Here is a 19,165-nt window from a genome sequence, read left to right on the forward strand (position 1 = left end):
TTTTGGCCAGATGAAGAACGGATCAGGCATCATTGGCCAAAGGAGCGAGATCGGCTGCGCACAGCGAACCTTTGCCCCAAGGCCGATAGCGAAGGCGAACAGCGCTCAGCAGGGTTTCATCATCGACATCGGCGCTGAAACCCGCGGCGCGTGCCAGTGTTCTGAACTCGTCCAAGGTGGCGGGTCGCGCCTCACCGTTGGGGCTGCGCGGCGCGGCAAGTTTTTTGCGCTCCAGACGCTGCCAATCAAAATGCGGACCGGGATCAAACTTACGGCCCGGTGCCATGTCAGAATGCCCAATCACTCCGTTTGGCCCAATTCCCCAGCGGTTCATGACCTGAGGCAATAGCTGTTCCAGCACGCCCATTTGAAGTTCTGAGAAAGGATGCGCGCCGGTGTTGTCCAGCTCGATGCCAATTGATCGGGAGTTGATGTCGGTCTGACCGCACCATTCTCCGGCCCCTGCGTGCCAGGCACGATCTTGTTCGCGCACCATCTGCCACAAGGTTCCGTCGCCACCTATCAGGTAATGCGCCGAAACCTCGTGGGCAGGGTCGCACAGTCGGTCCAGCGCATCCTGCGCAGTGTTCATTGCCGTATAGTGCAATACGATCAGGGATGGTTTTAACCCATCCCTGCGCGGCCCGAAATTGGGCGAAGGATGCCAGATCGGTGTCAGTGGATCAGTTGTTGACAGCACTACGGAAGGCACTGGGATCCCAGCCGCAGGCATAGCCGTCGCCGTCGGGGTCCAAACCGTTGCGGTCACGTTGGGGGCCACCGCTGGCCAGAAACTCGATCTGCGCCTGATCCGGTGACGGGAACTTAGCGCAGTTTCGCTGGGCCTTGGCCTCGAGGTTGAAACCGGCGCGGCTGTAAAGCTGTGTGCCAACCGGGTTCGAGGTGCTGAGCGCGTATTGCACGATGTTCGGCTGCCCGTCCGAACCGCGTTGTGGAACGGCGGTCGGGGTGACGACTTCGTAGGTCTGGCGGTTCTGCTGGATCAGGGCAGCGTCGGACTCAATCGTTCGGCGGCCTGAAACGGCGGCGAAGTCCTGTTCATCCGAGATCGCGTTGCTGCTGGCTGCGGACAGCGGCGCTTGCGTCACTGTGCTTTGACCTGAAGTGCTGGCCAAGGCGGCAGCCGTTGCGGAGGCGATATCGGCGTTGTCTCCGGTCGGCGCGGTGCCAGGTGCACCCAGTTGCTGTTCTGATACCTCAGCCGGGCCAAGCAGCGGGTTGCCGGTATAGCCCTGCCCCGCCAACGTAGCCTCACGTTGTGCCTGGTACTGCGGCGTATTGAACCCTGTACCCTGGACCGGGGCCACCGTGTTACAGGCGGCCACAAGCCCGATTGCGGGGATCAGAAGCGTAAAGCGCATTCAGCTGCTCCGTCTTAACTCGTCTTGCCTGACGACAGAGTTACCACCATTTGCCCGGTTTGGCCACAAACCCGGCGGCGCTTTCCAGCGCATAGGCCGTGTTCAGCAGATCGCCTTCGTCCCATGGGCGACCGATGAGTTGAAGACCCAGCGGAAGACCCTGTTTGTCCAGCCCTGCGGGGACCGAAACGCCAGGCAGGCCAGCCAAGTTCACTGTGACGGTGAAGACGTCGTTCAGGTACATCTGCACCGGATCGGCATCGGTCATTTCGCCCAGACCGAAAGACGCGGACGGAGTCGCCGGGGTCAGGATCGCATCGATCCCCGCGGCGAAGACATCCTCGAAGTCTTTCTTGATCAGGGTACGGACCTTGCGGGCGCGGTTGTAGTAGGCGTCGTAGAAACCAGCCGACAACACGTAGGTCCCAACCATGACGCGTCGCTGCACCTCGTGGCCAAAGCCCTCGGCGCGGGTCTTCTCGTACATCTCGGTGATGCCGTCACCCTGCGCCAGCTGCGCGCGGCGGCCATAGCGCACACCGTCATAGCGCGCGAGATTCGAGGACGCCTCGGCGGGGGCAATCACATAGTAGGCTGGCAGCGCGTATTTGGTGTGGGGCAGTGAGATATCGACAATCTCGGCACCCGCTGCTTTCAGCATCTCGGCCCCTTCGGCCCAGAGCTTTTCAATCTCAGCAGGCATACCGTCCATGCGGTATTCCTTGGGGATACCGATCTTCTTGCCTTTGATGTCACCGGTCAGCATTGCCTCGAAATTCGGAACGGCCAGTTCGGCACTTGTCGAGTCCTTGGGGTCGTGACCGCACATCGCCTCGAGCATGATTGCGGCATCGCGCACGTTCTTGGTCATCGGACCGGCCTGATCCAGCGAGGAGGCGAATGCTACGATGCCCCAGCGCGAACAACGCCCATAAGTCGGCTTGATGCCGGTGATACCGGTGAACGCGGCGGGCTGACGGATTGAGCCGCCTGTATCGGTGCCAGTTGCGGCCAGACACAGATCAGCCGCAACAGCGGAAGCCGAACCACCCGAAGAACCGCCCGGCGTCAGTTGGGCGTCATCATTGCCACGCCGCCACGGGCTGACCGCGTTGCCGTAGACCGAGGTTTCGTTGGACGAGCCCATTGCGAACTCGTCCATGTTCAGCTTGCCTAGCATGACCGCGCCCGCGTCAGCCAGTTGCTGCGACACGGTGGATTCATACTCGGGCTTGAAGCCTTCCAGAATCTTCGAGGCCGCTTGCGACGGCACGCCCTTGGTGCAGAACAGATCCTTGATGCCAATCGGCAGACCACACATCGACGGCGCGTCGCCAGCCTTGATCCGCTCGTCCGCTGCCTTGGCGCGTTCCAACGCAATCTCGGGCGTTTTGTGGACAAAAGCGTTCAGCGCGTCGGCGTCATCGATGGCCTTCAGGCAAGACTCGGTCAGCTCGACCGAGGTCACTTCACCTTTGCGCAGCGCGTCGCGGGCCTCGGCCAGGCCCAGTTTGTTCAGATCGCTCATGTCTTACTCCACAACTTTGGGAACAGCGAAGAACCCTTCGCGCGCATCGGGGGCATTGGCCAGGACCTTGTCCTGCTGGTTCCCGTCGGTGACCACATCCTCGCGACGTTTCAAGCGCATAGGCTCGACCGAGACCATCGGCTCGACGCCTTCTACGTCGACTTCGTTCAGTTGTTCGATGAACCCAAGAATGGTGTTAAACTCGGACGCCAGCGCGGGCAGCGCGTCATCCTCGACCTTGATCCGGGCCAGTTTGGCCACCTTGGCGGCATTGCTTTGGTCAATCGACATCGGATATCCTCATATGCGTTAGGGGGCATTTACCTGTCTGGTCGCCGGGTCGCAAGACCGCCGAGGCTCTGATCCACCCCTGGATCTGTCGCAAAGGTCCATAATTTCGATCCGATCATTCGTTTCTGCATACCCCTTATGCAAAAAAGTAAACCGTTTAGTTCATTTTGCATCTTGAAAAACTGAACTGAACTGTTCATTTCATACTTCACGGCACAGCCTGATATGGAGAAAACCGATGAAAACGTTCATGACTGCCTTTGTACTGGCCACCACAGTTCTTGCTGCACAAGCGCAAGCTGGCGGGTTTGGCCCGAGCATGGACACCCTGACACGCAGCCTGATGTTCCCCGATCAGGTAGAGCAACCCGTCACCAAGGACCAAATCAAACCGGGCAAGTAACTTGCCCCGCCAAACCGGGCCGGGTCCAAATGCCCCGGCCCGGCAATTGCTTGCTGCGCGCCACGCGGCAAATCGCTACGGTGGCCCCGAATAACCCGCCGACCTGCACCGCAGACCCGGCCAGCCAACGGAGCGGAAGATGAACGCGCGCAAGCAAGCTGTTCTGGACGCAATTGATGCGGCCAACTCACACGACCCCAACCAAGAAGACGGCCAACCGGTTGAGCTGCTATACGGCCAGCGCATGAGCGCAGAGTTGGACCGTTTGTTCCCCGACGCCTCTGATCCTTTGCAGATTGCAGCACGGGGCCAGCACGTAGAGCGGTGGAAACTGGCGCGCAGCGAGTATCCCGAAGGTCGCGCTGGGTATTTGGCCTGGCGCAAGGCGCAAGGGGTCCATCACGCCGAAGTCGTGATGAGGCTGATGCAGCAAAATGGCTATGGCGCCGACGATGTCGAATCCGCCGGTCGGATGCTGCGCAAACAGGGCATCAAGCGCGACGACGAAGTTCAGGCGCTTGAAGACGTGATCTGTTTCGTCTTCCTCAAATGGTATTTCGCTCCGTTCGCCGAAAAGCACTCGGCCGAGAAAATCCAAAGCATCGTCGAGAAAACCGCCCGCAAAATGTCAGCCGACGGTCGCGCGCGGGTTTTGTCCGAGTTCGACCTGCCGGACCATCTGGCCAACGCGTTTCAGGACTGAGACGCGCGGACCAGGTGCCGCCTGTAGACCTCGATCATCCAGCCCAGCATGATTGCGTTCAGGATGTGCCACATGAAATGCGTGCCCAACGGAATTTGCCCACAAATCGGCTCGTCCAGCGCGCGAAAGGTGATCGAGGCGATTAGGATCAACGCACCGATGGTCAGGCCTCGGGCAGTTTCCGGCACCCGATTACGTAACAGAAAAGCGTAGATCAGGATCAGCAGCGGAACCGGGGCATAGGCAGCTGATCCCCCCAATCCGGGCACAAACTGGAACAAAGGCACCGTGGCTGCGGCGTAAGGTATAAACAAAGCCGTCAGCAGTGCTGCGGGCACCACCCGCATCTGCCAGACGTCCCGGTTGATTGCGAAGATATAGACCAGAATGTACAACAGGATCGGCAGCACATCCGCCATGGCAGCCCAAACCTGCGCATGGGTGTGGAACAGGTAGCTGCCGACCCCAATGGCTGCCAAGATAAGCACCAACAGCATCGCCATCGGCATCCCCTGCCCGCGCACCCGCCGCCACATGACAAACGCGGCGACCAGAAACGCGGCATTTGTAACCGCGTTGATTGGCTCGGCCCAATAGGCGGGCGACAAACGCTCGCAATAGCCATCAATTTCCTGAAACCAGTCCATGAATTTTTACATAGCCGATGCTAGGGTAAAGCCAACAGTTTGTTTTAGGAGGATGAATTCATGAACATCATTTGGCTGGGACACGGCAGTTTTCGCATCGAAACCGGTGGGCAGGTTCTGCTGATTGATCCCTGGCTGACCGGGAATCCTGTCCTGCCGGAGGATCAACATGACGACGCCGTCGACGGTGCGACGCATATCCTTCTGACCCACACACATTTCGATCACGTGGTCGACGTCGTGTCACTGGCCAAACACCTGAAGATCCCTGTTGTCGGGCAGTATGACCTGATGGGGTATTGGAGCGAGGCCGAAAGCCTTGAAACCATCGGTTACAACAAGGGCGGAACCGTGAACCTGAACGGAGTCAAAGTGTCGATGGTTCCCGCCTCACACAGCTCGACCTTCTCAACGCCCGATGGGCTGCGCACCGGCGGCAGCGAAGTTGGTTTCATGATCGAATCGGATGGGCATATGCTCTATGTCTCGGGCGACACAGATATCATGGCCGATATGGATTGGATGGGCGACTACTACAAACCCGATATCGGCATTCTGTCGGCGGGCGGGCATTTCACGATGGACATGAAGGGGGCCGCATATGCGGCCAAACGGTACTTTGACTTCAAAACTGTGATTCCCTGCCACTACAAGACTTTCCCGATCCTCGAACAATCGGCGCAGGTGTTGATCGACGGGCTGCCAGGTGTCGATGTGATCGAGCCCGAGGTGATGAAACCCATCAGCGTCTAGGGTCAGCGCCGCGCGGCGAAGAACTCTTTCAACAGGTCGGCGGCCTCCTGCCCTGCGATGCCGTCGTAGACCTCTGGCACATGGTGCGCCTGCGTATGGGTGAAAACCCGCGCGCCATGCGCAACGCCACCCGATTTTGGATCGGCGGCCCCGTAATAAATGCGCCGGATGCGCGCCGCCGCCAGTGCCGCCGCGCACATGGCGCAGGGCTCCAACGTGACATAGAGGTCATGATCGGGCAGCCGCTCGGACCCTGCTGCGGCGCAGGCCGCACGCACGGCAAGGATTTCCGCATGGGCGGTCGGGTCGTTCAACTCACGCGTACGGTTACCGGCAGACGCAACGATTGCGCCGTCCGGCCCAACAATAACCGCGCCCACCGGCACTTCGCCGCGATTGGCTGCAGCCCGCGCCTCAATCAACGCCTTATTCATATGCGATCTGAACACCATGCCTCTGACTGCCTGAGAAACCCGCCTTTCGCAAGCGGTCGGGATGCGCTATGGGCTGCGGATGAACAAAACCCCTCCTCCCGGCGATCGGATCGCCAAAGTCCTTGCCCGCGCAGGCGTTGCCTCGCGCCGTGAAGCCGAACGCATGATCGAAGCCGGTCGTGTGAGTGTAAACGGCAAGGCAATCAACAGCCCTGCGCTGAACGTCACCGCCAAAGACAAGATCACCGTCGACGGCAAACCGGTTTCCGAACCGGAACCATCGCGCCTGTGGCTGTATCACAAGCCGCCGGGCCTGGTGACGACGACGCGAGACGAAAAGGGGCGCGCGACGATCTTCGACAACCTGCCCGAGGACATGCCGCGGGTCATGAGTGTCGGACGGCTCGACCTGAACTCGGAAGGTTTGCTGCTTTTGACAAACGACGGCGGCATCAAGCGCAAGCTGGAACTTCCCGCCACCGGATGGCTGCGCAAGTACCGCGTGCGCGTGAACGGCCGCCCAAAAGAAGAAGATTTCGAGCCCCTGCGCAAGGGCTTGGTGATCGAGGGCGAGCGGTTTCAACCCATGACCGTCTCACTGGACCGCCAGCAAGGCGCGAATGCATGGCTGACCATCGGCTTGCGCGAAGGCAAAAACCGCGAAATCCGCCGCGCCATGGAGGATATTGGCTTTGCCGTGAACCGTCTGCTGCGTGTCTCATACGGCCCGTTCCAGCTTGGAAGCCTTAAACCCGGCGAGGTCGAAGAAATTCGCCGCCGTGTCATGCGGGATCAGCTGGGTCTGGACGCCGAACCCGACGCCCAGGCCAAACGCCCCGCACGACCACAGCGAAAACGGCCCGGTATCGGCAAGAAACCTCGCAAGTGACGCAGGTTAGGCAACCTTCCCCCTAGCGTCATGGCCTCGCATGCCCTAAATTTCAAACAGGGAAAAGCTTGGGGGGCGCCATGTCCGGGACCGGAGTGCAGAAACTGGCCTATGTTGTGCTGTTGATGCTCATGCTTGGAGTGTGCACCGGCCTGCTGGGAGGCTTGTAAGCACATGGCCAAACGGTATGGCGGAAAATACAGCCCGCAAGGAGACTCCTCGCCCCCGGATCAACCCCCGCGCGGTCAATATGACGGCGCGCGCGTGGAACCAGCCGGTGCCCGAGCCAACCTTTTGTTTCTGCCTGCCATTCCGCTGGTGTTCCTGTCTCTGAACGACGGCGCGGTCGGTATGACCATCGGATTGATTGCGGCTGGCGTTTTGACAGCAGCCGCGTTTTTGCTGCGCGAAGGATTGCGGGCGGAATCGGAGTACAACGCCCGCCGCACGGCCAGGCGTCCTGCTTTCCCAAGAAAAATTTTTGCGAGCGTGCTGACCGGCCTTGGGATCGGGTTGGCAGCCTATCGCACTGAGTTTCTGGACGCCGCCACAGCAGCCGACGCCAGCCTGATTGCTCCGATCTTGTTCGGCTTGGTGGCCGCCGCCCTGCACTCGGTCTCGTTCGGGCTTGATCCGATGAAAGACAAGGGCATGGAAGGTATCGACACCTTTCAACAAGACCGCGTCGCCCGTGTGGTTGAGGATGCAGAAACCCATCTGACCGAGATGACCGACGCCATCAAACGCGCCGGTGACCGCCGGATCGAGGCGCGGGTCGAGCGGTTTCAGGACACGGCGAGGGACCTGTTTCGCACGGTCGAGGAAGACCCGCGTGATTTGGCGGGTGCCCGCAAATACCTGACCGTTTATCTGCAGGGTGCCCGTGATGCGACAGTCAAGTTCGCGGATGTCTATGCACGAACCCGAGACCCTCAGGCGTTGGCGGATTACACGTCCCTTTTGGATGATCTTGAACAGAATTTCGCGGCTCGTACCCGCAAGATGCTTTTGGATGACCGCAGTGATCTGACGGTTGAAATTGATGTGTTGCGCGAAAGACTGCAACGCGAAGGCGTCCGGTTGGACTGACCGGCCACAATTTGAGAGAGGATTACCCCCATGTCCGATGACATCAAGAACAAGGCGGTCGAAGCTGAAACGCTGGTCCAAGAGGTGACTGCCGTTGCGTTGCCCGAACCCGCAGCCGAAATCGTCTCGCTTGAAGAAGCTGACGAACCTGTCAGCGCTGAAATCCGCAAGCGGATGGACGAGATCGACATGGACAACACCAATTCCATCGTCGCGTTTGGGTCGTCTGCACAGGCCGAATTGCAGGAAATCAGCCAAGCTATGCTGGCGGATGTCCGCAACAAGGATGTCGGACCAGCCGGTGACAGCCTGCGAAACATTGTCACCACGATCCGGGGCTTCTCGGTCAGCGAGCTGGACGTTCGCCGCGAACGCAGCTGGTGGGAAAAGCTGATCGGCAAGGCCGCGCCGTTCGCTAAGTTCACCGCGCAGTACGAAGAAGTTCAGGGCCAAATCGATCGGATCACCGACGATCTTCTGTCGCATGAACATACGCTGCTGAAAGATATCAAGTCTTTGGATTTGCTGTATGAAAAGACGCTGGGGTTCTATGACGAGCTGGCGCTATACATCGCAGCTGGTGAGGAAAAGCTGACCGAACTGGACAGCCACGACATCCCAGAAAAAGAGGCCGAGGTTCAGGCCGCGCCGGAAGACGACCAAGTCATGAAGGCGCAGGAGTTGCGGGATCTGCGCGCAGCACGGGACGATCTGGAACGGCGCGTGCATGACCTGAAACTGACACGCCAAGTGACAATGCAATCACTGCCCTCGATCCGTCTGGTTCAGGAAAACGACAAGTCACTGGTCACCAAAATCAACTCGACGCTGGTCAACACTGTGCCCCTTTGGGAAACCCAACTGGCACAGGCCGTGACCATCCAGCGCAGCGCCGAAGCGGCCTCGGCCGTGCGCGACGCCAATGATCTGACAAATGAGCTGCTGACCTCGAACGCGGCCAACTTGCGCCAGTCGAACAAGATGATCCGCGAAGAAATGGAGCGCGGCGTGTTCGACATCGAAGCCGTCAAACAAGCCAATGCAGACTTGATCGGTACGATCAACGAAAGCCTTGCGATTGCGGACGAAGGCAAAGCCAAGCGCGCTGCAGCCGAACAGGAACTGGAGAAGATGGAGGCCGAGCTGCGTGACACATTGGCTGCCGCCAAGGCGCGCAAGGACGGGGTCGGCGACAACGCTGGAACTGCGGTCTCGAGCTAAAGGCTGGCTGGGCGTGCGTTTTCGTGGTGCTTTGAAACCTGCATTGGCGCTTTTATCGCTGTTGGCTCTGGCCAATTGCGATGAGGCGCTGACATCTTCCGTTGTCCCTGAACCGCGGCCACAGCCTCCGGCTCCGGAGCCGAACGCGTATGTCCCGCCATCCGCTGCCAGCCAAGATCTGACGCGGTTTTACGAACGGGTCGAACGTGACCTGCTGACACGCGGGCTGCTGCGCACCGACGGCGGCGGTCCGGATGCGCCCTATGACGCGGATGATCTGGCGCGCAATTTCGAAGCCATCGCCTTTTACAGCGAATATCCCGACCACGCGGTCGCTGTCGCATCGCGCCAGACCGACGGTCAACTCAGCCGCTGGACCGGACCCGTCAGGTTGCAGACCGAATTCGGCCCTTCTGTCCTGCCCGCCACGCGTACCAAGGATGTCGAAGCAGTCGAGTCCTATTCCGCTCGTCTGGCTCGGGTGACCGGACATCCGATCTCTGTGGTCAGCCGTCGGGCAAACTTCTACGTGTTCTTTGCGGGCAAGGATGACAGCGCCTATGTGGTCACCCGCCTGAAACAACTGATCCCGAATATCAGCCAGGATTCGCTGGATCTGGTGGCGAACCCGCGTTCAGATATCGATTGCTTTGTATTCGCGTTGGGCAACAGCTCGGCTCCTTATAAATACGTTCGCGCCGTGACCCTGATCCGGTCGGAGCTGTCCGATCTGTTGCGTCGCAGCTGTATCCACGAAGAGATCGCCCAAGGGCTGGGGCTGTCCAATGACAGCCCGGCCGCGCGCCCGTCGATTTTCAACGATGATGACGAATTTGCGCTGCTGACCAGCCATGACGAAAAACTACTGACAATGTTGTACGATCCGCGCCTAGAAACCGGCGTTTCAGTAGACAACGCCCGCCCCGTGGTGCGGATTATTGCACGAGAATTGATGGGCCAGCCGCTCTGAGCCCCGGAAGAGGAGAACCCAAATGGGCATTTTTGATTTTCTGACCGGAGAATTCATCGACGTCATTCACTGGGTCGACGACACCCGCGACACCATGGTGTGGCGGTTCGAACGCGAAGGCCATGCGATCAAATACGGCGCCAAGCTGACGGTGCGCGAAGGTCAGGCAGCGGTGTTTGTGCATGAGGGGCAACTGGCGGACGTGTTCACGCCGGGTCTTTATATGCTCGAAACCAACAACATGCCGATCCTGACGACGCTGCAGCATTGGGATCACGGGTTTCAGTCGCCCTTCAAATCCGAAATCTATTTCGTCAACACGACGCGGTTCAATGATCTAAAATGGGGCACTAAGAACCCGATCATGCTGCGCGATCCGGAATTTGGGCCAACCCGCATTCGGGCCTTTGGCACCTATACCGTGCGGGTCAAAGACCCCGCGAAATTCTTGATTGAGATTGTCGGCACCGACGGCGAATTCACGATGGACGAGATCAGCTTTCAGATCCGCAACATCATCGTGCAGGAATTCAGTCGCGTCATCGCAGGTTCCGGCATTCCGGTTCTGGACATGGCGGCCAACACCGCCGATCTGGGTAAGCTGATCGCAGCTGAGGTGTCTCCGGTGCTGGAAGGCTATGGCTTGGAAATGCCCGAGTTTTACATCGAGAATATCTCTCTGCCACCTGCGGTCGAGGCTGCGCTGGATAAGCGGACCTCGATGGGTTTGGCCGGAGATCTGGGCAAGTTCACCCAGTACTCTGCAGCCGAAGCCATGACAGCGGCAGCCAATAACCCCGGTCAGGGCGGTGGCATGGGGGCCGGGCTTGGCATGGGAATGGGCATGGCGATGGCCAACCAGATGGCAAACATGGCAGCGGGTCAACCCAGCGGCCCATGGGGCAGTTCCGCCCCCGCTGCCCCGCAACCAACCGCGCATGCGGCACCGCCTCCTCCGCCCCCCGTTGAGCACGTCTGGCATATCGCTGTGGACGGGCAGACCAGCGGTCCGTTCTCGAAGGCCAAGATGGGTCGCATGGCGACAGACGGAGAGATCACGCGCGACACTCACGTCTGGACGGCGGGTCAGGACGGTTGGAAAAAGGCCGGTGACGTACAGGAGTTGGCGCAACTGTTCACGATCTTGCCGCCGCCACCGCCAGGAACTTAAGCACAGCCTAGGAAGGAAATGACGTCTCTAACCGATATCCTTAACTTTCGTCGCGTCGATGACCGGCTGACTTTGTCAGGCCAACCGACCGAGGAACAGATTGCAGCGCTGGCAGGTGCTGGGATCGCGGATATCGTCAACTTGGGGCCGCATGACAACAAGGGGGCACTGGCGGACGAGCCGGGAACCGTCGCTGCAGCCGGAATGACCTATCATTACATTCCGGTGGATTTCGAGAAACCGACCGAAAACGACTACTCCGCCTTTGTCAAAACTCTGGATTCGCTCGGCGATACGCCCGTGCATGTGCACTGCATCTATAATGCCCGCGTGTCAGCCTTCATGCTGCGCAGAGCGCGGGACGGGAGTGGTGATGTGGCCGCCGCCGAGGCGCTGATGGATGGAATATGGCGTCCTGGAGGTGTTTGGGCCGCGTTTCTTGGGCACGAAGCCGATATTGATAAACCGAACCGTTATTTGGGTTATGAGTACTGATGAACGAGAATCCAGCCAACCCGTTGTCCGAACATCGTTTTCCCTGCGATCAATGCGGTGCGGATTATCGGTTTAATCCAAGCGATGGGACCCTGACCTGCGATCATTGCGGGCATTCGAAAACCGTTGGCGCAGGCCCATGGGGCGGCGCCAGCCTGAAAGAGTTGGACTTCGACGCCGCCGTAAAGAATGCCCTGCCGGATGCCGAGATCGAGGAAACGCGGGTTCTGACCTGTTCAAACTGTGCTGCGCAGGTTGAGTTCGACCCGGATACGCACGCGGCCGAGTGCCCCTTTTGCGCGACACCCGTTGTGACCGAAACTGGCGTGAGCCGGCACATAAAGCCCAAAGGGGTCTTGCCCTTCGCGTTGGATGAACGCTCGGCGCACAAAGCGATGTCGGACTGGCTGGGAAGGTTGTGGTTCGCTCCCAACGGGCTGAAGGACTACGCGCGCAAAGGCCGGAAGATGCAAGGAATTTATGTGCCCTACTGGACCTTCGACGCGGATACCAAGTCCGGTTATCGCGGCGAGCGCGGCACGGTCTACTATGAAACGCGAACGGTGATGCGAGACGGCAAGCGCGTTCAGCAGCAGGTGGCCAAGATACGTTGGTCTCCGAAATCAGGCCGGGTTGCCCGGTTTTTCGACGATGTGCTGGTGCTGGCGTCTCGGTCCTTGCCAAAAAGCTACACGGATGCATTAGAGCCGTGGGATTTGCCTGCGCTCGAGCCCTATCAGCCCGAGTATCTGGCCGGATTCCGGGCCGAGGCCTATACGGTTGGTTTGCAGGACGGTTACACCGAGGCGCGCGGGTACATGGCACGTGTGATCGAACGGGATGTGCGTTTTGACATCGGTGGCGACCGGCAGCGGATTCACGCGATCGACACGGATGTTCAGGACGTCACCTTCAAGCACATTTTGCTGCCGGTCTGGATGGCCGCCTACAAATATCGAGGCGAAACCTATCGCTTTGTTGTAAACGGCAGAACTGGCCGGGTTCAGGGCGAGCGCCCCTGGTCGGCGATCAAAATCACGATTGCGGTGGTTCTTGGCCTGCTTGTTGCTGCAGGTGTGGGCTATCTGATGGCCACCGGACAGCAGTAACCTCTTTGCCCGTTTAACTGCTTGAACATCCTGCGACCTGACGTCATCCTGCGCCTCGACTGCACGAAGGGGAGAGCAGTGTGACACCATCCGATCTGGATCGATTACTGAGCGATCGGCATTCTTGCCGGGCGTTCCGCCCCGACCCCGTACCGAAGGCCCACATCGAACACATTTTGACCAGCGCATCGCGTGCGCCAAGCTGGTGCAACGCGCAGCCGTGGGACATCGTGATCACCAGCGGCAAGGAAACAGACGCGTTCCGAACAGCGCTACAGAAAGAGGTCGCAACTGGCGCACCGAAACCAGATCTGCCCTTTCCGACTGCGTATAACGGTGTCTATCAGGCGCGACGCCGCGACTGTGGCTGGGCACTCTATGATGCCGTGGGCGTCGAACGCGGGGATCGTGCGGGCTCGGCCCGGCAAATGATGGAGAACTTTGCGCTTTTTGGCGCGCCGCATTGCGCGATCATCTCAAGTCCCGCAGATCTTGGCCCCTACGGCGCAATGGATTGCGGTGGGTTTGTCATGGCGTTCACCCTGGCCGCGCAAGCCTTGGGCGTAGCGACGATCCCTCAGGCTGCGGTAGCCAGCTATGGCCCGTTCCTGCACCGGTATTTCGACATTCCAGATGACCGTCTGATCCTGTGCGCGATTTCCTTCGGCTATTCAGACGCTGAGCATCCGGCCAACGGGTTTCGCACAGAACGCGCCGGTCTGGACGAGATCGTCAGCTGGGTCGGATAATTACGCCATCAAACGGAGAACAGATTTGCGCGCAGTTCTACAGAGGGTTTCCCGGGCCAAAGTGTCGGTCGACGGGCAACAAGTCGGGCAAACCGGGCCAGGTCTGATGATCCTGGTCTGTGCGATGCAAGGCGACGATGAGCACAAGGCCGAACAACTGGCCGCCAAAATATCGAAGCTACGTATCTTCAAAGATGATGCAGGTAAGATGAACCGGTCTGTCGTGGATGTTGGAGGCTCGGCCTTGGTCATCAGCCAGTTTACACTGGCAGCCGATACGTCGCGCGGGAACAGACCCGGATTTTCCGAGGCCGCACCCCCAGATGCGGGCCAGCACCTTTACCAAGAGTTTGCACGCCGCTTGCAGGCCCATGGCATACCCGTGGAAACCGGGCAATTCGGGGCGGATATGGCGGTCGAGCTGGTCAATGACGGGCCAGTGACAATATGGATGGAAAGCTGATGGATCAAAGGCAACAGGCAATTCGCATTTGGCAAGCCGGTGTTGACGCGGTTGACGGGCAACGGGCGACCAAAGCTGTTCTGGACGACGTCCCAACTCCGGACCAAATTCTGGCGGTCGGCAAAGCCGCAGCTGCCATGGCCCACGCGGCACTGGATCATTTCGGACCACTGCCAACTCTGGTCGTCACCAAGGATGGCCACGGTGGCGGCCTGCCCGAGGACGTTCGCGTGATCGAAGCCTCTCACCCCGTACCGGATGCGCGCAGCCTTGAGGGCGGACGAGCCCTGCGCGAAGTGATCGAAGCGATGCCTGCAGATTCTCATGTCTTGCTTCTGGTGTCGGGCGGCGCGTCCTCTTTGGCAGAGGATCTGTTACCCGGAAACACTCTGGCAGACCTGGAACAGTTGAATGGCAGGTTATTGGCCGAAGGTCTTGATATCACTGCAATGAATGCGGAACGGCGCAAACTGTCCCGGATCAAGGGCGGCGGTTTGCTGTTGCATTTCAAAGGTGCCAGAGCGACCGTTCTGGCGATCTCGGACGTCCCCGGCGATGACCTTGCCGTTATCGGTTCTGGGATCGGCGCGTTGCCGGACAGCTATGCGTTTCAAGCCTCGACCCAGATCGTGGCCTCAAACGCCCATGCGCGATCCGCAGCGGCAGAGTTGGCGCGCAGCGAAGGTTTGCCGGTTCTGGCCGACGAGGAATGTCTGCACGACGACTTTATGCGCGTTGCGTCCGATCTGGGACCACGGCTGAAGGACATGTCGCCCGGCGTAATGGTCTTTGGCGGAGAGCCCACGGTCGTTCTGCCGGAAAATCCCGGCCGGGGCGGGCGCAATCAAGCTCTGGCGTTGGCGTTGGCTAGGGAAATCGCCGGAACAGCGGATTTGACACTGGTTGTTGGCGGGACCGACGGGACCGACGGTCCAACCGATGCCGCCGGTGCGGTGGTCGACGGCGCGACATGGGGCGGCGGGGCCGAACAAGCCCTGCAAGACGCTGACAGCGGCAGTTTTCTGGATGAGGCAGACGCCTTGCTGGTGACCGGGCCGACCGGAACGAATGTGATGGACCTGATTGTCGCAATCAAACGCTGATTTGGCGGTTTTCGGACTTAAATTCAAAGCAAAGGCTTCGACACTGCAAAAATGACGCGCTCGCCCAATACGCTATGCGAAATCGAAGACTTGCCGGATGTTGGTATCGTGATGTCGGACGGCTGCCGCCTGTCGGCGCGCATCTGGCGTCCCGTTGACGCCGCCTCCAACCCCGTACCCGCCATTCTTGAATTCCTACCTTACCGCAAACGCGACGGTACGGCGGGTCGCGATGCCCTGACCCACCCGTGGTTTGCCAAACGCGGCTATGCCTGCATTCGCGTGGACATGCGAGGCAATGGCGACAGCGAAGGGCTGATGGAGGACGAGTACACTCAGCAAGAGCTTGAAGACGCCGTCGCGACCATTCAATGGCTGGCTGACCAGCCCTGGTGCACGGGCACGATCGGCATGATGGGTATCAGCTGGGGTGGGTTCAATGCCTTACAGGTCGCGGCCCTTCAACCCGCTGCGCTCAAGGCAATTATCACTCTATGCTCCACAGCGAATCGTTACGCGGACGACATCCACTACAAGGGCGGTTGTCTGTTGAACGAAAACCTGGGCTGGGGCGCGACCATGTGGTCCTATTCGTCTCGCGCGCCCGATCCTGCCCTACGAGCAAACTGGCGCGAGCTCTGGCTGGACCGGCTGGAGAACCAGCCATTTCTCCCCTCGGTATGGCTGCGCCATCAGACGCGAGACGCGTATTGGCAGCATGGATCAGTATGCGAGGATTTCAGTGCCATTCGCGCCGCAACTCTGGCGATTGGCGGTTGGGGCGACGCCTACAAAAACACCGTGCCGCTGCTGGTCGAGCAACTTGATGCGCCGGTCAAAGGGATCGTGGGGCCTTGGGTGCACAAATACCCGCATTTTGCAGTACCCGAACCCAGAATCGGCTTCCTGCAAGAGGCATTACGCTGGTGGGATCACTGGCTGAAGGGTTTGGATACCGGTGTTGAAGATGATCCCGAGTATCGGGCATATCTGATGGACGGTGTCCGCCCCCAACGTTGGTATGCGGAAAGACCTGGGCGCTGGATTGCGGAACCCGAAGGAGCGACCTCACATCTGGCGCAGCTGACACTGGCCCTGTCGGACGCAGGGCTTGGACAAACCGAGCCGCTGAACAGACGCATCCGATCGCCACTGACCTGCGGCATCGATGGCGGTGAGTATTGTGCAATCTGGCTGGGGCCTGACATGCCGGGCGATCAACGTGCCGACGACGCTCTGTCTGCCTGTTTTGACGGAGCGCCCCTGTCCGAAGATATGGATATCGTGGGTGCGCCGCGCATACGGCTGCAGCTCAGCGCCGACCGTCCACAAGCGCAGATTGCCGTGCGACTGAATCACATTCACCCGGATGGCGCATCTACTCGGATTACCTACGGTGTTCTGAACCTGACCCACCGAGACAGCCACGCGCAGCCAACGCCATTGGAGCCGGGAACCTCTTACGAGATCACACTGGACCTAGACCACATTGCCTATCGCGTTCCTAAGGGGCATCGCCTTCGGGTCGCCGTCTCAAGCGCGTATTGGCCCCTGATCTGGCCCGCGCCCGAAGCCGCCGAGTTGCATCTGACAAGTGGTGAGATCGCGATTCCGAACCGGCCGACGGCTGGCGGGGACGAGTGTTTCTTCCAGCCCCCGGACGCTGAAACACCGCGCGATGTGACGACCTTGCGGGATAGTCAAAACGCACGGCGGGTAGAAACAGACATGACCACGGGTGAAACGCGACTGATCATCGAAGACGACTTTGGCCTTGTGACCGACAACCACCACGGCCTGACCCATGGCGGCACCGCCTATGAACGCTGGACGATCCATCCGGACGACCCGCTTTCGGCCCACGGGCACTGCCACTGGACGCAGGAACTGGTTCGAGACGGGATCGAACTGCGGACTGAAACATCCTGTGAAATGTGGTCGGATCAGGACAACTTTTACCTCAAAGCGCAGGTTAACGCCTTTGAGAACGAAGAATTGGTGTTTTCCAAGCAAAAGGAGGACACCGTTCCCCGCAACCAGATGTGATGTTTCGGTTGGCAAAGGTCAGACATTTATCCTTGCTCGCCAGACCGAAATGCGCCTAGTTTTGACTCATGCGTCAATAAAAAGTCCGGCAAAGGACTGTAATCCATTCAACTGGGAGACCAATACATGAACGAACAACTCACTCACATGGCCGGTCAGGTCACAGCGGGCAAGCTTACCCGCCGCGAATTCATGGGGAAAGCGGCGGCTCTGGGTGTGTCGGCAGCGATGGCCAGCACCATGTTCGCAGACGCTGCACGCGCGGCGGGCCCCAAAAAGGGTGGCGACCTGAAGTTTGGCCTGCAGGGCGGTGAATCCACCAACTCGCTGGATCCGGCCACCTATGCTAGCTCGGTGCCGTTCCAGAACGGTAAGCAATTCGGAGACCAGTTGGTGGAGGTTGCACCCGACGGGTCGATTGAACCGCGCCTCGCCGAAGCTGTCGAAGGCAGCGCAGACGCCAAAGTCTGGACGTTCAAACTGCGTCAGGGTGTCGAGTTCCACAACGGCAAGACCATGACCAGCGAAGACGTGCTGAAGACCATGCAGCGCCACTCGAACGAAGACTCCAAGTCCGGTGCCCTGGGCATCATGAAGGGCATCGAGTCGATGAAAGCCGATGGCGACAACTTCCAGGTTACGCTGACTGAACCCAACGCCGACCTTCCCTATCTGATGGCCGATTACCACCTGATCATTCAGCCGGATGGCGGTATGGATGATCCGGGTGCGGGCATCGGCACAGGACCATACAAGGTAGAAGTGAACGAGCCCGGTGTACGTCACATGTACACAAAGTTTGAAAACCACTGGAACCCTGATTTCGGCAACTTTGACAGTGTCGAAGTGATCGTCATCAACGATGCGACTGCGCGTACCGCCGCACTGCAATCCGGTCAGGTTCATGCGATCAACCGCGTTGAACCAAAAGTCGCCGATCTGCTGGGCCGCGCGCCAAACCTGACCGTGCATTCGACCGCAGGTCGCGGACACTATGTGTTCATCATGCACTGCGACACCGCGCCGTTCGACAACAACGAACTGCGTCTGGCGCTGAAGCACGCCATCAACCGTCAGGACTTGGTCGACAAGGTTCTGCGCGGCTACGGCACTATTGGCAACGACATGCCAATCAACGCGGCCTACCCGCTCTTTGACGGCTCAATCCCGCAGCGCGAATTCAGCCTCGAAAAAGCGGCGGAGCACTACCAGAAGTCGGGCCATGACGGTTCGCCGATCATCCTGCGTGTTGCAGACGGCGCCTTTCCGGGTGCTGTGGATGCTGCTGCTCTGTTCCAGCAAAGCGCTGCTCAGGCGGGTATCCCGCTTGAAATCAAGCGCGAGCCAAATGATGGTTACTGGTCCGAGGTCTGGAACGTTCAGCCATTCTGTGCGTCCTACTGGGGCGGCCGTCCGGTGCAGGACCAGATGTACGCGACCGCGTACCTGTCGACTGCCGACTGGAACGACACCCGCTTCAAGATTCCGGAATTCGACGAAATGCTGTTCGCGGCACGCGCCGAACTGGACAACGACAAACGCAAGGACATCTACAGCAAGATGGGCATGATGGTCCGCGATCAGGGTGGTCTGATCTGCCCGATGTTCAACGACTTTGTCGAAGGTGTTACCAATCAGCTCGAAGGTTGGGAAAACGATCCCACCCAAGAGATGATGAACGGCAATATGTCCCGCAAAATGTGGTTCTCCTGATAGGGC

General features: G+C 59.4%; 21 protein-coding genes. 15 read left to right on the forward strand and 6 right to left on the reverse strand.

Annotated elements, in window-relative coordinates:
- Nucleotides 1-22: 22 nt before the first annotated feature.
- Genes GOV53_RS10825 through gatC form a run of 4 tightly spaced genes read right to left on the reverse strand, consistent with a single transcriptional unit; the run spans nt 23 to nt 3,201 of the window.
- A complete protein-coding gene (locus tag GOV53_RS10825) occupies nt 23-733 on the reverse strand; it encodes an N-acetylmuramoyl-L-alanine amidase (protein ID WP_170466470.1) in 711 nt (236 codons plus the stop codon).
- A complete protein-coding gene (locus GOV53_RS10830) occupies nt 684-1,382 on the reverse strand; it encodes a hypothetical protein (RefSeq protein ID WP_170466473.1) in 699 nt (232 codons plus the stop codon). Before GOV53_RS10830 ends, GOV53_RS10825 begins: the two co-directional genes overlap by 50 nt.
- Nucleotides 1,383-1,422: 40 nt before the next feature.
- Entirely contained in the window at nt 1,423-2,910 is a 1,488-nt protein-coding gene (gene gatA / locus GOV53_RS10835; protein WP_170466476.1) for an Asp-tRNA(Asn)/Glu-tRNA(Gln) amidotransferase subunit GatA, read from the reverse strand.
- 3 nt (nt 2,911-2,913) lie between these two features.
- Nucleotides 2,914-3,201, reverse strand: a complete 288-nt coding sequence (gatC, locus tag GOV53_RS10840; protein WP_058275619.1) for an Asp-tRNA(Asn)/Glu-tRNA(Gln) amidotransferase subunit GatC — start codon at nt 3,199-3,201, stop codon at nt 2,914-2,916.
- Nucleotides 3,202-3,439: 238 nt separating this feature from the next.
- Here gatC and GOV53_RS10845 point away from each other — a divergent pair, with 238 nt between their 5' ends.
- Both GOV53_RS10845 and GOV53_RS10850 read left to right on the forward strand, forming a co-directional pair.
- A complete protein-coding gene (locus tag GOV53_RS10845; RefSeq protein WP_170466479.1) occupies nt 3,440-3,604 on the forward strand; it encodes a hypothetical protein in 165 nt (54 codons plus the stop codon).
- 139 nt (nt 3,605-3,743) lie between these two features.
- The gene (locus tag GOV53_RS10850) at nt 3,744-4,307 is read left to right on the forward strand and encodes a DUF4202 domain-containing protein (RefSeq protein ID WP_170466482.1); all 564 of its coding nucleotides are present in this window, start codon (nt 3,744-3,746) and stop codon (nt 4,305-4,307) included.
- On the opposite strand, the gene GOV53_RS10855 is transcribed toward GOV53_RS10850, so the two are convergent.
- Complete coding sequence (locus GOV53_RS10855) at nt 4,298-4,954, reverse strand: ceramidase domain-containing protein (RefSeq protein WP_170466485.1); 657 nt, start codon at nt 4,952-4,954, stop codon at nt 4,298-4,300. The genes GOV53_RS10850 and GOV53_RS10855 overlap by 10 nt on opposite strands.
- A gap of 60 nt (nt 4,955-5,014) precedes the next feature.
- On the opposite strand from GOV53_RS10855, the gene GOV53_RS10860 reads away from it, so the two are divergent.
- The gene (locus GOV53_RS10860; protein WP_170422922.1) at nt 5,015-5,707 is read left to right on the forward strand and encodes a metal-dependent hydrolase; all 693 of its coding nucleotides are present in this window, start codon (nt 5,015-5,017) and stop codon (nt 5,705-5,707) included.
- A gap of 2 nt (nt 5,708-5,709) precedes the next feature.
- Here GOV53_RS10860 and GOV53_RS10865 read toward each other — a convergent pair whose 3' ends face one another.
- Nucleotides 5,710-6,159 carry a nucleoside deaminase gene (locus GOV53_RS10865; RefSeq protein WP_170466488.1) on the reverse strand — a complete coding sequence of 150 codons (450 nt, stop codon included), beginning with the start codon at nt 6,157-6,159 and terminating at the stop codon, nt 5,710-5,712.
- 61 nt (nt 6,160-6,220) lie between these two features.
- Here GOV53_RS10865 and GOV53_RS10870 point away from each other — a divergent pair, with 61 nt between their 5' ends.
- From GOV53_RS10870 to GOV53_RS10925, 12 genes are all read left to right on the forward strand, one after another.
- Nucleotides 6,221-7,030 (forward strand): pseudouridine synthase, encoded by an 810-nt coding sequence (locus GOV53_RS10870; RefSeq protein WP_170466491.1) that lies wholly within the window; start codon nt 6,221-6,223, stop codon nt 7,028-7,030.
- Nucleotides 7,031-7,204: 174 nt separating this feature from the next.
- Nucleotides 7,205-8,119 carry a 5-bromo-4-chloroindolyl phosphate hydrolysis family protein gene (locus GOV53_RS10875; protein ID WP_170466494.1) on the forward strand — a complete coding sequence of 305 codons (915 nt, stop codon included), beginning with the start codon at nt 7,205-7,207 and terminating at the stop codon, nt 8,117-8,119.
- Between the two features lie 30 nt (nt 8,120-8,149).
- Entirely contained in the window at nt 8,150-9,340 is a 1,191-nt protein-coding gene (locus GOV53_RS10880; protein ID WP_170422929.1) for a toxic anion resistance protein, read from the forward strand.
- Between the two features lie 13 nt (nt 9,341-9,353).
- Nucleotides 9,354-10,310 carry a DUF2927 domain-containing protein gene (locus GOV53_RS10885; protein WP_170466497.1) on the forward strand — a complete coding sequence of 319 codons (957 nt, stop codon included), beginning with the start codon at nt 9,354-9,356 and terminating at the stop codon, nt 10,308-10,310.
- 22 nt (nt 10,311-10,332) lie between these two features.
- Nucleotides 10,333-11,481, forward strand: a complete 1,149-nt coding sequence (locus GOV53_RS10890; RefSeq protein WP_170466500.1) for an SPFH domain-containing protein — start codon at nt 10,333-10,335, stop codon at nt 11,479-11,481.
- A gap of 18 nt (nt 11,482-11,499) precedes the next feature.
- Nucleotides 11,500-11,976, forward strand: a complete 477-nt coding sequence (locus tag GOV53_RS10895; protein WP_170466504.1) for a protein tyrosine phosphatase family protein — start codon at nt 11,500-11,502, stop codon at nt 11,974-11,976.
- Nucleotides 11,976-13,085 carry a TFIIB-type zinc finger domain-containing protein gene (locus GOV53_RS10900; protein WP_170466508.1) on the forward strand — a complete coding sequence of 370 codons (1,110 nt, stop codon included), beginning with the start codon at nt 11,976-11,978 and terminating at the stop codon, nt 13,083-13,085. Before GOV53_RS10895 ends, GOV53_RS10900 begins: the two co-directional genes overlap by 1 nt.
- 80 nt (nt 13,086-13,165) lie before the next feature.
- Nucleotides 13,166-13,834, forward strand: a complete 669-nt coding sequence (locus GOV53_RS10905; protein WP_170466511.1) for a nitroreductase — start codon at nt 13,166-13,168, stop codon at nt 13,832-13,834.
- 25 nt (nt 13,835-13,859) lie between these two features.
- Nucleotides 13,860-14,297 (forward strand): D-aminoacyl-tRNA deacylase, encoded by a 438-nt coding sequence (gene dtd / locus GOV53_RS10910; protein ID WP_170466514.1) that lies wholly within the window; start codon nt 13,860-13,862, stop codon nt 14,295-14,297.
- Nucleotides 14,297-15,400 carry a glycerate kinase type-2 family protein gene (locus GOV53_RS10915; protein ID WP_170466517.1) on the forward strand — a complete coding sequence of 368 codons (1,104 nt, stop codon included), beginning with the start codon at nt 14,297-14,299 and terminating at the stop codon, nt 15,398-15,400. Before dtd ends, GOV53_RS10915 begins: the two co-directional genes overlap by 1 nt.
- Nucleotides 15,401-15,451: 51 nt before the next feature.
- On the forward strand, nt 15,452-17,446 hold the full coding sequence (locus GOV53_RS10920; protein ID WP_170466520.1) for a CocE/NonD family hydrolase: 1,995 nt from the start codon (nt 15,452-15,454) through the stop codon (nt 17,444-17,446).
- A gap of 126 nt (nt 17,447-17,572) precedes the next feature.
- Nucleotides 17,573-19,159, forward strand: coding sequence for an ABC transporter substrate-binding protein (locus GOV53_RS10925; protein WP_170422945.1), 1,587 nt, complete (start codon nt 17,573-17,575; stop codon nt 19,157-19,159).
- Nucleotides 19,160-19,165 lie beyond the last annotated feature (6 nt).

The organism is Ruegeria arenilitoris (assembly GCF_013035315.1).
GTDB classification, from domain to species: Bacteria; Pseudomonadota; Alphaproteobacteria; order Rhodobacterales; family Rhodobacteraceae; genus Ruegeria; species Ruegeria arenilitoris_D.